This is a genomic window from Paenibacillus sp. SER-28 (genome assembly GCF_052906305.1).
Window position 1 is genome coordinate 940,684 of the sequence record NZ_JBRECM010000001.1, and the last position, 12,789, is coordinate 953,472.

9 protein-coding genes are annotated in these 12,789 nt (G+C 45.6%); 7 read left to right on the forward strand and 2 right to left on the reverse strand.

What is annotated here, in order from left to right; genetic code table 11:
* Positions 1-79: 79 nt before the first annotated feature.
* On the reverse strand, positions 80-3,775 hold the full coding sequence (locus tag ACUYLD_RS04495) for a non-ribosomal peptide synthetase family protein (RefSeq protein ID WP_446674504.1): 3,696 nt from the start codon (positions 3,773-3,775) through the stop codon (positions 80-82).
* Positions 3,776-3,914: 139 nt separating this feature from the next.
* Entirely contained in the window at positions 3,915-5,684 is a 1,770-nt protein-coding gene (locus tag ACUYLD_RS04500; RefSeq protein ID WP_061831317.1) for a methyl-accepting chemotaxis protein, read from the reverse strand.
* A gap of 467 nt (positions 5,685-6,151) precedes the next feature.
* Between ACUYLD_RS04500 and ACUYLD_RS04505 the strand changes: the two genes are divergently transcribed.
* The 7 genes from ACUYLD_RS04505 (at position 6,152) to ACUYLD_RS04535 (ending at position 12,788) form a co-directional block, all read left to right on the forward strand.
* Entirely contained in the window at positions 6,152-6,622 is a 471-nt protein-coding gene (locus ACUYLD_RS04505) for a GNAT family N-acetyltransferase (RefSeq protein ID WP_250261749.1), read from the forward strand.
* 60 nt (positions 6,623-6,682) lie between these two features.
* Positions 6,683-7,351 (forward strand): ribose-5-phosphate isomerase RpiA, encoded by a 669-nt coding sequence (gene rpiA, locus ACUYLD_RS04510; protein ID WP_061831319.1) that lies wholly within the window; start codon positions 6,683-6,685, stop codon positions 7,349-7,351.
* A complete protein-coding gene (locus tag ACUYLD_RS04515; RefSeq protein ID WP_446674505.1) occupies positions 7,351-7,800 on the forward strand; it encodes a VanZ family protein in 450 nt (149 codons plus the stop codon). Before rpiA ends, ACUYLD_RS04515 begins: the two co-directional genes overlap by 1 nt.
* 200 nt (positions 7,801-8,000) lie before the next feature.
* Positions 8,001-8,462: a MarR family winged helix-turn-helix transcriptional regulator gene (locus ACUYLD_RS04520; protein WP_013309820.1), complete on the forward strand. Its 462-nt coding sequence runs from the start codon at positions 8,001-8,003 to the stop codon at positions 8,460-8,462.
* 192 nt (positions 8,463-8,654) lie between these two features.
* On the forward strand, positions 8,655-9,719 hold the full coding sequence (locus ACUYLD_RS04525; RefSeq protein ID WP_446674506.1) for a cobalamin B12-binding domain-containing protein: 1,065 nt from the start codon (positions 8,655-8,657) through the stop codon (positions 9,717-9,719).
* Between the two features lie 48 nt (positions 9,720-9,767).
* Positions 9,768-11,483 carry an ATP-binding protein gene (locus ACUYLD_RS04530; RefSeq protein WP_446674507.1) on the forward strand — a complete coding sequence of 572 codons (1,716 nt, stop codon included), beginning with the start codon at positions 9,768-9,770 and terminating at the stop codon, positions 11,481-11,483.
* Between the two features lie 54 nt (positions 11,484-11,537).
* The gene (locus ACUYLD_RS04535) at positions 11,538-12,788 is read left to right on the forward strand and encodes an MDR family MFS transporter (protein WP_446674508.1); all 1,251 of its coding nucleotides are present in this window, start codon (positions 11,538-11,540) and stop codon (positions 12,786-12,788) included.
* The last annotated feature ends 1 nt before the right edge of the window (position 12,789 follow it).

Genomic DNA, 12,789 nt, shown 5'->3' on the forward strand with positions numbered 1-12,789 from the left:
AGAGGTTTATACTAAATATGAAACTAGCAAAATCTAGTCTATCATACCGAAAACATGCGGGGGAAATATCACAACTTTGTTACCTCTGTGTTGCTTTTACAGATACCGATGAAGAGGTCGGGAAGTAACCGATCTCGACGGCATGCTGGATCATGTTCCGAATAAAGTTCAGGTCGGTTGCCGGGCATTGAACGCCAGCTTGTTCCAGCAGAGCTGCGGTTACAGAGCATCCGTAACGGTAAGCTGAATCCTTGGCTCCGTCACCTTCCAGTTGTCCCATAGCAAGGTGAAGGGCATCCTCCTGAATGCCGGAAGACGGATTCAGCAGCCAAGCGCTGTAATCGTCAAAAGGCAGAGTTTCTACTGCGTAACCGAGTTGGTTTACCATAGCGATCAATTCATCATATGGCAGTGGGTTCGGATTGCAGATATGGAAAATGCGGTTTGCGCTTTTTTGATGAACGGACAGCTCTACGATAGCACGGCTGGCGTAATCAATCGGTGTGAAATCCGTATGCCAATCGGCTTGTGGCGCTTTGCCCAGCAGCAGCATCGCCTTCATCATACGATAATAAGCATTGCTGTCGATATTTCGCTGGAAGCGTCCGTTGGCCGAATGGGCTGTCAAATTGCCTGCGCGATAGATCGAGACAGGCGTACCCGCTTGAGCTGCTTGGAACAACAGCTTCTCCGCCGCGAGTTTACTGTTCGTGTACAGGTTGTCCACGTTCAGATCTTCTGGGAAGGCAGAAAGCTCCAATGCTGACTCCCATTTTCCTTCGTTAGCAAGATCCTCCGGTATTCCCATAGTAGAGACATGATGGAAGGATACTCCTGGCTTGGCTTGAGCGATTTTCAGCAGTTCCAGTGTTCCGGTTACATTCGTGCGATCGAAGGCTGCCGAATCACCAAAATGGCGAACGTCAGCGGCGCTGTGAATGATGCCGTCGATTTGGTGCTCCAGCATATGGCGGTCGACGGAAGAGAGACCCAGATCAGCTTGCTCCAGATCCCCATAGACAGCTTTTACCCGTCCTTCGATCAAGCTGGAGATATCTTGTCCAAAATATCCCGTCAATACGGACTGAATACGCTCGATACCGGATGGACCGTCCTGAGAAGGGCGTACCATCGCGTATACTTTGGCTTCTGTCCGTTGAAGTAGGTCATACAGAATGTGCGAGCCCAGATAGCCTGTAGCACCGGTTAACAAAATCACGCGCAAGTCGCGGACTTCAGCTAAGTCAGAAGCACCAGACAACTCAATAGGATGCTCATTCAAGTCCATTTTTTCTTGAGAAATCGCGAGTGGCTTGCGTTGCGGCGTTTGTTCCGTACCTAATTGTTCCACATATTCAGCAAGCTCGCGAACGGTTTTGTAGCGGAAAAAATCTCCGATGCGCAGCGCGCCATAACGCGGCTTTAGAATAGCCAGCACATGAATGACACGAAGCGAATCGCCCCCGATCAGGAAGAAATCATCGGTAGCGCCAATGTTATTTTTACCAAGCACTTGAGTCCATGCTTCGGCAATGAGTGTTTCGGTTCCTTCTCGGAGAGGTTCCCCGCCAAATGAAAGATCAGACGCTTCGGGAAGTGGTCGCAGGGCCAGCTTTTTGCGATCGATCTTGCCAGTTGGTGAAATTGGCATGGCTTCCAGATGAACGACATGGCTTGGTACAAAATAAGAAGGCAGCTTGCCCCCAATATAAGACTGAATAACGTCTTGTGGAATGGATTGTCCATCCGAAGTGGTAAAATAGCCAACTAACATGTTCTGATCTGTGTGATCTTTGACGGCTACTACAGCGACGTCCTGAACACCTGGATGTTTGGAAAAATGGTCTTCAATTTCTCCAATTTCAATCCGATTCCCCCGAATTTTGAGCTGTGAATCCTTGCGACTTACGTATTCAATCGTACCGTCTGGCAGCAGCTTGGCGATATCACCCGAGCGGTACATTTTTTCACCCGGAACAAAAGGGTTGTCCACAAACGATTGAGCTGTACGTTCTGGCTGATGGAGATAGCCATGGGCCAACGCAGGCGTAGCAATGCATACTTCACCCGGAATATTGACAGGGCAAAGCTTGTTATCATCGTTAACGATATACACTTTGTAATTGTAAATCGGCTTGCCGATCGGAATATTGACGACATGCTCAGGCACGGCACCACGGACTCGATGGGTCGTCGTCGCTACGGTGCATTCGGTCGGTCCGTATACGTTTACGATGTCGGTATCTGTACCGAATTTGCTTTGGAACGCTCGAACTTGTGAGCCGTACAGCGCTTCGCCTGCCACGGTAACGATCCGTACCTTAGCGAGTTTGCGATAGCCTTCGTCTGACAAGTACGTAGATAGCTGATTAAAGAATACGGTCGGCAAAATGGTAATAATCGTCGTGCCTGTACGTGCAATGGCTTCAGCGAATTCTTCAACAGATACACGTTCTTCGGCAGACAGCAAGTACAATTTTGCACCGTAAAACAAGGCTCCAATTGTATCCCAAACGGATGCATCGAAGCTGTAGGTTGCAAATTGGGTCAATACATCCTGAGGTGTAATGTCGCAATCGCGTTGCACGACAGCTCCTAGGTTAACGACACCGCGGTGAGCGATCAGGGCACCTTTCGGTTTGCCTGTAGAGCCGGATGTATAGATGACATAAGCTAGATCATCCGGACTTACATTAACGTTTGGATTGCTTGCAGCATAGCCTGCCAGTGGTCCGTTAATTGCTAAAATTTCTTTTACCGTCTCAATGGAACCGCACAGTTCAGTCGCTTGTTTCATGAGTGCGGAAGTTGTTAAGACAAAAGGAGAACGCGTGTCTTCGACAATGTAGCTGCTCCGGTCGGCGGGGTGGGCGGGATCAACAGGCACATACACGCCCCCGGCTTTCAGGATACCCAGAAGGGAAATAACGGTCTCCAAGCTTCGTTCCATGAAGATAGTCACGAATTCACCTTTGGTAAGACCTTTAGATAACAAGACACGTGCGACTTGGTTAGCACGTTCGTTCAACTCACGGTACGTGTACTCTCCAGTGTGGGAAGCAATAGCCGGACGATCAGGGTATTGTGAAGCAGCTTCCTCAAACATTCCATGAATAGTTTGATGCTCAGGATATTTCACGACTGTATTATTTAAAGCTTCGTGAGCAGCTCGATCTGCATCTGATAATATATCAATGGAGTTCACAAGTGCATGGCTGTTGGTTAGCGCGCCGCGCAAAAGAGTTTCAAAGTATTCTGCGTATCGGACAACCGTTGTTTCCAGCAAGAGTGATTGATCATATCGGATCTGTATTTGATAAGTGCCATTGTGTTCACTAACAGCCCAGTCCATAATACGGGATTCTGCTCCGCTGTCCGTAGGCAGATTTGCCGAAAATGAAGTATCGGCTTGTGGTTCCGCTAGGTATGCATTAGGCTCACGGAGCATCTCCTGAAATAAGTCTGCTAGTTCATGAAAAGTCGTTTCCTTTTCGACTGTCAGCGAAGCTGTAAGCAGACCGGTTTGTGGCACAAATGTAGAAAAAGAAACTTCTTCTTCTGCGGATAGGCGATATACCCATGCAGTATATGCTGATAAAAGCAACGTTTGTTTGTCTTCCGCAGTTTTTTGCTGATTTAATTGTTCCGAGATGGACGCTTCTAACTCTACTTGATAAGTAGAGGATGTATGCTTGCGTTGTATACGTGCACAATCCAAGGGAACTAGGAATGGGGATGGGGTTGTCTGTGTGCTGTTTTGTAGTAATGAAGCCATTACGCTAACCTCCTGAATGTATGATGTCTTAATATAAATGGTAAACTCAGTAAATGCCTCCGATCCCTTCAAATGCATGAACAGGAGGGAGGCATTACCGAATGATTTACTTATAAATGTTGGATCTGATAAATGGTTATTATGATTTGGTACGGTTGGTGTCTGCAATTTTGAAATAAGATGTAATTTCTTGAAGCTCTTCAGACATGGACGTCAATTTATGGGATGAATCAATAATCGAATCCAAAGAAGCTTTTTGCTCCTCCACCGTTTGCACAATGTGAACACTGTTATTGGCTGTTTTGGTTACAGTGGAAGAAAGATCGTCTGCTGTCGCGGTCATTTCCTGTGTACCCGCAGATATTTGCTCAGTAGCGCTGGAAACTTCTTGGATTTGCCATGCTACATTTTTAGTTGCTTGAAGAATATCATTGAACAGCACGCCTGCTTGTCCGGCAACGACGATTCCGTTTTGAACTTCAACGTTTCCTTGCTCCATCGACTTCACAGCTTGTCCGATTTCACTTTGAATTTCTTCAATCAGGGACGTGATTTGTTTGGTTGCATCCGCAGATTGTTCTGCCAGCTTACGTACTTCACTGGCAACAACGGCAAAGCCTTTACCTTCTTCACCAACGCGCGCAGCTTCAATAGAAGCGTTCAAAGCGAGCAGGTTGGTTTGACTGGAGATGCCTGAAATGGTACTGATGATATTGCCAATTTCCTGCGAACGACTGTCCAGCAACTTGATGATACGGGAAGTATTGGTGACTGTATCGGTAATCAAGTGCATTTGGGATGATACCTTGCTTACAATCTCATTGCCTTCGTTAGAACGTTTCTCTACCGAATTGGCTTCTTCCGCAACATTGGAAGAACTCGTGGCAATATTTTGAATTACCGAAGCCATTTCAGCCATGGCACGTGCACTATCGCCTGTTGCTTTTTCCTGCGAACGGATATTCTCCGTGATTTCACTGATGTTTTGATTGATGATGTTGGAGTTGATTCCGTTTTGTTCGCAGATTGCGAGTAGTTCCTTGGCAGATTCATTAACTTCATCAGTTGTCTGCTTCACTTTGGTCATAATGCTGTTAATATGACTTACCATATCGTTGAAATTCTGATTTACGAGCCCCAAATCATCATGACCTGCATGAATTTGGACATCCAGATTTCCTCTGCTTACTTCGCTGATACCGTACATCAGTTGCTTAATCGGGGACAGCGTGCGTTTCACAACCCAATATTGAAGCGCCAGGCAGATCAGTAGGAAAATCACTAAAATGGTAGCGCCGCTAATGAGCAGCTTGGTTAAGCCGGCAGGTACGGCGCCAGCATCTGCATCGACTGCAAAATATGCAAAGATTTTGCCACTTGAATCTTTAATCGGAGTCATCAAAGTCGTCCATGTACCAAAAGAATCATCGTAGAAGCTAGTGAATGTTGGTTTGCCACTGTCCAGCATACCGGTTACGCCGACTGCCACGACATTGGGTTGCTCGTACATAGAGCCAACGAGCAGCTTATCTTTTTCAAATGCTTCTCTGAGATCCGTTGGCATCGCCACAATAGATGTTAGATTGCCGTTTTCGAGCTCCGTCCCGAATATATAGGCATGAGAGATATTCGGATTGGTCGCCATGATGTTATCTAGGTACGTGCGGAGTTTGGTTTGAACGGGTCCATCATAGTTTTTCTCTTGAACCGCTTGGGTTACTTCATCGGAATTAATGCCCTGAGCCCACTTCAATGTGATTTTTTCCACTTGTCCATGCAATTGGTCTATCAAAATCGTACGTTGGATCAAATAGCTGGACACAATAAGGACTAGCCCAATCAATACGATGTTGAAGAAGGATAATAATAAGTTTTTGGTGAAGAATGATAAGCTACTCCACTTTTTCAAAATGTTCCACTCCCTGGTTGTATTTTTGTATATGGTGTTGAACCGCTTATCGAATGAGATAATCAAGTCCCCCTTACAAACATAATAATCGAGATAATAGACCCTTGAATTTTATGTAATAGGTCTTAAGTCCTTCTAAAGACAAGTATGATATCCCTATATATATGTCGTACGAAAAGCTCTTGAAATGAATACCTTACACAATAAAAAATTAATTTTTAATAGGTAAACGCTATCTGTGTTTCAGTATATTCCAATTTATACTTCTACTTGAAATTCGAATTTATTACAGTCCATAAGCAACTATTCAACAGAAACCATCATACTTTATAATAGAGTCAAATGCACTTATCAATTTGGGACATTTTTCATATTTAACGTTGGAAATGCTTGATTTATCGCGGTTTTTGTGAATTGTTTGCGAAATGAGTCCTTATATCCATGCAAAGAGAAGAGGGATAAGAAGAATGTCCAAGCTTACGATTTTAAAGGTTGAGAGTCATCACGAGGATCTGCATGAGTTGATTCAAAGGCTGGATGAGGACTTGCTGGAAAGGTATCCTGCCAACGAAATTTACTTGGTTGATTTTTCCAATCCGAAAGTTAAAGAAATGGTTTTCGCTGTTGTGTATGTGGACGAAAAACCGGTGGCTTGTGGAGGGCTTAGGCCTATAGATGCGGAAGAAATGGAGCTCAAAAGATTTTATGTCGATTCCTCTTATCGCAGACAAGGAATTGCGGTGAGCCTATTATCTTTTTTGGAAGAGGAAGCCAGCAAACGGGGAGTTGTAAGGATTAAACTGGAGACCGGAGCGGCTCAACCTGAAGCGATTGCTCTCTATACCAAGCGGGGATATGAACCTATTGAACGGTTTGGGGAGTATGAACACGATGAAAACAGCCTTTGTTATGGTAAAAAGCTGTCTCTGTTATTATAAAGCGTTCTCTTATAAAATGGATGATGATCAATACTAGCCTATATAGCGGGAGAGATGATAATGAATTTGAAGCAAAAAGCGGCCGAAAAAGCAGTTGAGGCGATTCAGGACGGCATGAAAGTAGGACTTGGTACAGGCTCGACAGCCTTTTGGGCTATTCAAAAAATTGGTGAGCGTGTAGCGCAAGGATTACATATACAGGCTGTAGCTACATCCCAAGCTTCGGAGGATCAGGCCAGGGAGCTGGGAATTCCCATCATTCCGTTTGATCAGATTGGAAGGCTTGACGTTACCATCGACGGTGCAGACGAGGTGAACGAGCAGCTGGTGCTGGTAAAAGGTGGAGGCGGAGCCCTGCTGAGAGAGAAAATTGTGGAAAGCAATAGCGACCGATTAATTATTATTGTCGATGAGTCCAAGGATGTGAAGGTACTGGGTACATTTCCTTTACCCGTTGAGGTCGTACCCTTTGCCAGTGAATGGACGTTGGAGGCTTTGCGGCAGACAGGCTGTAAGGCGGAGTGGCGTATGAAAGACGGCGAGCGCTTCCTTACGGATAACGGTAATTATATTGCTGATTGTCGCTATGGTACGATTGAGAATCCGCAGGAGTTGGAAATCCGCTTGAATCAAATTCCGGGTGTAGTCGATAACGGACTGTTCATTAATATGGCGGACCAGGTTATTATCGCACGGGCCAATGGACAGATCGACGTCCGTAACAAGTAATGTTTAGGACCCGCCTGCTTCATCATGTGGCGTTGATGTTATTGATTTTATATACAGGACTTCTATTATATTGGATGTTTCTCGGTTTTGGTCGTACATTACGGCCAGGACCCCCGTATTCGTATAATATTGTTCCGTTTGATACGATCAGGCAATACTGGCGGGCAATGGAGTCGTTTCCTTTTCGGGTATGGGGTGTTAATTTGCTCGGCAATATTGGCGTATTCATTCCCTTCGGTATTCTTGTGCCTATCATTTGGGTGTCCATGCGAAGTATAGGCAGTCTGTTGTTAACGATAGTGATCGCACTGGTCATTCTTGAGGTGTCCCAAATGCTGCTGGGCGCAGGTACAATGGATGTAGATGACATCATATTGAACGTTCTGGGAGTATTATGCGGCCGTGCTGCCTACGTGTTTTTACGTAAGAAGTTAGGGATTACAACATAATCGTCCTGCTCTCTGGATCAGTGCATTAAGACTGACTGAGAGCGGGCTTTTTTTACATAATGAACTGTAACCTTCACATAATAGACGGTAAGTCCTCCATTTATAGGCCGTAGGAACAGGGGAAGTGAACGCTTAAACTTGACAAAAGTGCACAATTAAGATATCTTGGAATAAAGATATGAGTAACGGAGGCTGTTAATATGTCTGTAAAACCAGATGATCAGGACTTAGCGCTTAATTTGTTCGTTGTTCTGGCTCGTGCTTATAATTCGGTCACATCCCGTACGAATCGGGACATTCATAGTCATGGATTAAATACAACAGAATTTGGTGTGCTTGATCTGCTGTATTATCGGGGACCACAGCCTTTGCAGAAGATTGGAGAAAAGGTACTAATCTCTAGTGGGAATATTACGTATGTGGTAGATAAACTTCAGAAAAAAAACTTGCTTACCCGTCGTGCATCACAAGATGATCGGCGTGTGATTTATGCAGAATTGACTGATGATGGACGTCATTTCTTTGAGCAAATATTCCCGCAGCATCATCGTGTCATTATGGAGACCGTAGATGGCTTATCTGTGGAAGAGAAAGAGCAGGCTATTCATCTGTTAAAAAAGCTTGGACTCACGGCTGAGGGGCAGAAGAGTAACGGATCATAAATTGTGCGTGTGCAGGTTAAAACTGCTTTTAGATAAAATACCGACTTCTCGGTATTTTATTTTTTTGTCGTATTTTGGGGAGTAGGGTTAATGTATAGACGCAAATCAGGTATAATTGTCTAATAGTCACGTCTGGAACAAATCCCCAGTATCTGTTTCGAATACAATACCTTGTCGGGGAAGGAGCTGTACATGAGTATACAGCAATATACCGCAGGTGAATCGCTCTTGATGCAAGCAGGAGCTTTGGCTGAATTAGTTACACATAAGCAATACGAATTACAGCCCGATCTTTTGCAGCGTTTTGGGGATAACGGTAAAATAAAGACAAAACAGGATTCTATATATAGTTTGAACTATTTAGCTGAAAGTGTAATCATGAACAGCCCTATTTTATTTACACAGTATGTTTCTTGGTTAAAAAAGCTTCTGGAGGGTTTCGGCATAACCCAAGAAGATTTGAGCATCAATTTCAGATTAATCCAGGAGACGTTGGTAGAGCATTTCGATCATACAGATAAAGTTATGGTGCTGGAGCATCTGGATTTGGGGATACAGCAAATAGGGAAGAAAGAGGAGTATGCCTCTTTTATTATAGATGATAATCCCTATGCTGCTGACGTGGCTCAATATTTGGAATATTTACTCTCAGGTAATCGCAGACAGGCTTTGGATTGGATCGTCCGTTTGCTGGATGAGGGTATCTCTATTCAACATACGTATAAATATATTTTTCAAATTTCGCAATATGAAATAGGTCGTCTATGGCATGAAGGCAAAATCACCGTCGGTCAAGAGCATTTTTGCACTGCTGTGACTCAATTTATTATTTCCAGCCTGTACCCCCAATGGATGGGGAATGGAAATAAGGAACGCTGCCTCGTGGCGGCGTGTGTAGGCAGCGAGCAGCATGAAATTGGTCTGCGTATGCTGGCTGATCTATTTGAAATGGATGGTTGGGATACGTATTATTTAGGCGCCAATGTACCTAACCGGAGTCTGCTTCAGGCCATTGTGAGTTACAAGGCGGATGTGGTGGCTATCTCAGCTACCATGGCTTACCATGTCCATCTAGTGAAAGAGTTGATTGCTCTCATTCGGCAAGACCCAACGACTAGCCATGTGAAAATTATGGTCGGAGGCTTGCCTTTTAATCTCGATTCCCACTTGTGGCAGGAAGTAGGGGCGGACGGATACGCACCAGGTGCGGAGGAAGCGCTGGAGGTTGCAGGGGACTTACTTTCGCTCAGGAAATAAGGTTAGTTATGTGAACCTGTAGTCATTTTGTAAAGGGGGCCTTTTAATATGAAGGAACCGACAGCAGAAATGGCTGTCCTGCGGAAAACGGTCGAACAATTAACGGATGAGATTGTGAAAAGCAAGGCTGAGGAAGAAAAGTTGCTGAATGAATTTTCATCAATGAACAACGAGCTGGTCAATCTGCAGCGTCAGCTTGCCAAAAGCAATGCGGAATTAACACGGACGAAGGAAGAAGCGGTACGGGCTAATGACCTAAAGAGCACTTTTCTGGCTGTGGTTAGTCATGAATTCAGAACGCCAATGAATGGAATACTTGGAATGATTGAAATGTTAGGTTCATCCAAACTTTCCCCAGATCAACGGCAGGCCATCAGTGTTATACGTGAGTCAGCCTCTCTGTTGTTGAACATGATTAATAATCTGCTCGATATATCTAAAGTGGAAGCAGGACAGATGGAACTGGAGATCGGAAACGTCAGAGTTCAGGCGATTATGAGCCACGTTGCTCAGTTGTTGGAGCCACAAATCTATCAGATGGGTAACCGTTTGAGTATAGAGACCGATTCTGGTGTGGCAGAGCATCTGGAGGGAGATTCTGCAAGGATCATGCAGATCTTGCTCAATCTGTTGAACAATGCGAATAAATTTACCAGTGAAGGATTGCTCATCATTCGAACAAAATTGGTGGAGGAAACAAAAGATTCCCAACGTGTTCGGTTTGAGGTGCAGGATTCGGGTATTGGTATTTCACCGGAGGATCAGAATAAGCTGTTTCAGCCTTATGTACAAGCCGGTGAAGGCAGCGCCTCCCAATATGGAGGAACGGGTCTAGGGCTATGGATATGCAGTTCATTTGTGGAACTCATGCAGGGAGAAATTGGGGTCGTCAGTAAAGAAGGCCAAGGCTCCACGTTCTGGTTTGAAATTCCCCTCATGAAAGGATCGGAGCAGGCAGACGAAATGGAGAAGCATGAAAATGGTGATTTGAAGGCATTTAGCGAGTTGCTGCGTGAGCATAGTCATTCTCAAACTATTTTGGTGGCTGAGGATAATCGGGTGAATCGGCAGGTGGTGCAATTACAGCTTAACCACTTGGGATTCCAGCATATTGATTTTGCTGAGGATGGACAAGCTGCTGTAAGAGCGGCCTCCGAACGATCCTACGCTTGTATTCTAATGGATCATCATATGCCTCTGCTGAATGGTCATGATGCGGCGAAAGCGATCCGACAGTGGGAAGCAGAAAACCAACAACCACCTGTACCGATCATTTCTTTGACCGGAAATGTGTCCGAGGAGGATCAGGCACGGAGCCAGGAGGTTGGAGTGAACGATTACTTGATGAAGCCAGTAACGATTGAAAAGCTCTCTGAAAAGCTTGTAAAATGGCTTCCAAAGCCGGAAACCGAGCCGATTTTGGATGAGGAAGTTATACGTGAAATTATGCTGCTGGACGAGGATGGCAGCACGGGACTACTGGAGTCATTGGTCGAAATGTATACAAGTGATACACCTGCCAAAATCAATAAGTTAAATGAACTGGCTGCTGCGGGCGAAGCCACAAAAGTAGTAGAGGCTGCTCATGAGTTGAAATCAGGCAGCGTGAGTCTGGGTGTCGGACGTTTGTCCTCGTTGCTGTCCGATATTGAACAGCTTGCACGGGAGAACCGACTCGAGAATGCGAAAGCGAAGTTGTCTGCGCTCCAATCTGTCTATCAAGCAACGTGTTTAGAACTGGAACGCTATATTCACCAGTGCTAGCCAGTTTTCCCCCTTGTTAGACTTGCATACGGAAGGAGGACGTAAGAGACATATATGAGAGAACAGTTGCGTTCTATTCACCCGCTGGCCTGGACGATTATTGTCGGTACTATTTTTGGGCGGATGGCGACATCCATGAGTATCCCGTTTTTGTCTATTTACCTTACCACCCGTTTAGGGGTGTCCCCCTTTCATACGGGGGTGATCGTATCGGTCAGCTCGTTGGTCGGCATTTTTGCCAGCTTTTACGGTGGATATATTTCAGATCGAATTGGACGGCGTAAGGTGATGCTGGTGTCCATTGCGAGCTGGGCGCTTGTATTCGTTGCTTTTGCGTTGGCGGAAGCGGCCTGGGCCTTTTTTGTCATTAATGCTCTGAATGGACTGTGCAGATCCCTGTTCGAGCCAACCTCACGGGCGCTGTTATCAGATGTAACCCCGAAGGAGAAAAGACTGCTTATCTACAATATGAGATATGCGGCCATTAATGTTGGGGTGGTGGCAGGGCCGTTGCTTGGTTTAATGCTAGGATCTGCATCCACGGGTACGCCGTTTATGGTAGCTGCTGGTGTGTACGCATTGTACGGGGTACTGTTGTTGATCCAATTTGCCCGGTATGCATCGGATCTGCATATAGGTACAACGGCGGGAGCTCCACTGCGAATGGGTGAGGCATTCCGTACAGCCAGCCGTGATCCGGTGTTTATGCCAATTTTGCTGGGAACGGTATTTTGTGTGATGGGCTATGCGCATTCCAATTCCACAATGCCTCAATTCTTGTCCTTATCCTTCGCAGAAGGAACCCGATGGTTTACATACATGCTGACGGTCAACGCGGTTTGTGTATTGGCATTTCAATATCCGCTGGTGCGACTGGCAAGCCGATTTTCCCCGGTGAATTCCTTGATTGCAGGGAATATATGTATTGCGGTCAGCCTGTTGCTGTGCGGTATGCTAAACTCAGGCTGGATGTTTATACTGGATATGGTGCTGTTTACGGTTGGTGAAGTGTTATTGTTCACGATGCTGGACGTATTGATTGACCAAATTGCAGATGCTCAATATAAAGGGACCTACTTCGGTACAATCGGCTTTAATAATTTGGGAAGCGTGCTGGCTCCTTTATTTGGTGGCTGGTTGCTGGATATCTATGGTCAAACGGCGCCGCTTGCCGTTTTTGTTCCGGTTGCCCTGTCGGTTGTGATTGGTATTCCATTCCTTCTGGTCGCACGCCGCCGTCTGGTGCAGCGTACAGCACGGATCGCGGCTCAGGGAGGAGAATCGGTGCAGCAACTGTCATCATAAA

Coding starts and splice junctions, on each gene's coding strand:
- ACUYLD_RS04495 (WP_446674504.1), bottom strand. CDS start 3,775: ATGGCTTCATTACTACAAAACAGCACACAGACAACCCCATCCCCATTC.
- ACUYLD_RS04505 (WP_250261749.1), top strand. CDS start 6,152: ATGTCCAAGCTTACGATTTTAAAGGTTGAGAGTCATCACGAGGATCTG.
- rpiA (WP_061831319.1), top strand. CDS start 6,683: ATGAATTTGAAGCAAAAAGCGGCCGAAAAAGCAGTTGAGGCGATTCAG.
- ACUYLD_RS04515 (WP_446674505.1), top strand. CDS start 7,351: ATGTTTAGGACCCGCCTGCTTCATCATGTGGCGTTGATGTTATTGATT.
- ACUYLD_RS04520 (WP_013309820.1), top strand. CDS start 8,001: ATGTCTGTAAAACCAGATGATCAGGACTTAGCGCTTAATTTGTTCGTT.
- ACUYLD_RS04525 (WP_446674506.1), top strand. CDS start 8,655: ATGAGTATACAGCAATATACCGCAGGTGAATCGCTCTTGATGCAAGCA.
- ACUYLD_RS04530 (WP_446674507.1), top strand. CDS start 9,768: ATGAAGGAACCGACAGCAGAAATGGCTGTCCTGCGGAAAACGGTCGAA.
- ACUYLD_RS04535 (WP_446674508.1), top strand. CDS start 11,538: ATGAGAGAACAGTTGCGTTCTATTCACCCGCTGGCCTGGACGATTATT.